The sequence below is a fragment of the Erythrobacter sp. genome (assembly GCF_038133525.1).
Classification (GTDB): Bacteria; Pseudomonadota; Alphaproteobacteria; order Sphingomonadales; family Sphingomonadaceae; genus Qipengyuania.
The window spans coordinates 1-351 of the sequence record NZ_JAYPTL010000183.1 but is presented as its reverse complement, the minus strand read 5'-3'; the positions used below and the strand labels follow the sequence as shown (position 1 = coordinate 351).

Here is a 351-nt window from a genome sequence, read left to right as displayed (position 1 = left end):
ACCCGCTTCAGCTTCGAAGGAGCGAATGGCGACACCGTCTGGGGCCAGCTCACCCGGCTGGAAAATCAGGAAGGCCCGATCCCCGCGATTCTCTATGTCCATGGCGGCCCGCAAGGCTCGTTCAACGACGGCTGGTCGTCACGCTGGAACCCGCGTGTGGTTGCGAGCCAGGGCTATGCGGTGATCTCGGTCGATTTCCATGGCAGCGCCGGATACGGGCAGGACTTCATGGACGCGATCAATCGCGACTGGGGCGGGAAGCCCTTGGAAGACCTGCAAAAAGGCCTCGCCGCTGCGCTGGAAGTCGATCCGCAGATCGATGGCGACAAAGCCTGCGCCATGGGTGCGAGC

1 protein-coding gene is annotated in these 351 nt (G+C 63.5%); it reads left to right on the top strand.

The features are described 5' to 3' along the window. A partial coding sequence (locus AAFM29_RS17800) for a prolyl oligopeptidase family serine peptidase (RefSeq protein WP_341714040.1) occupies positions 1 to 351 on the top strand: 351 nt, incomplete at both ends.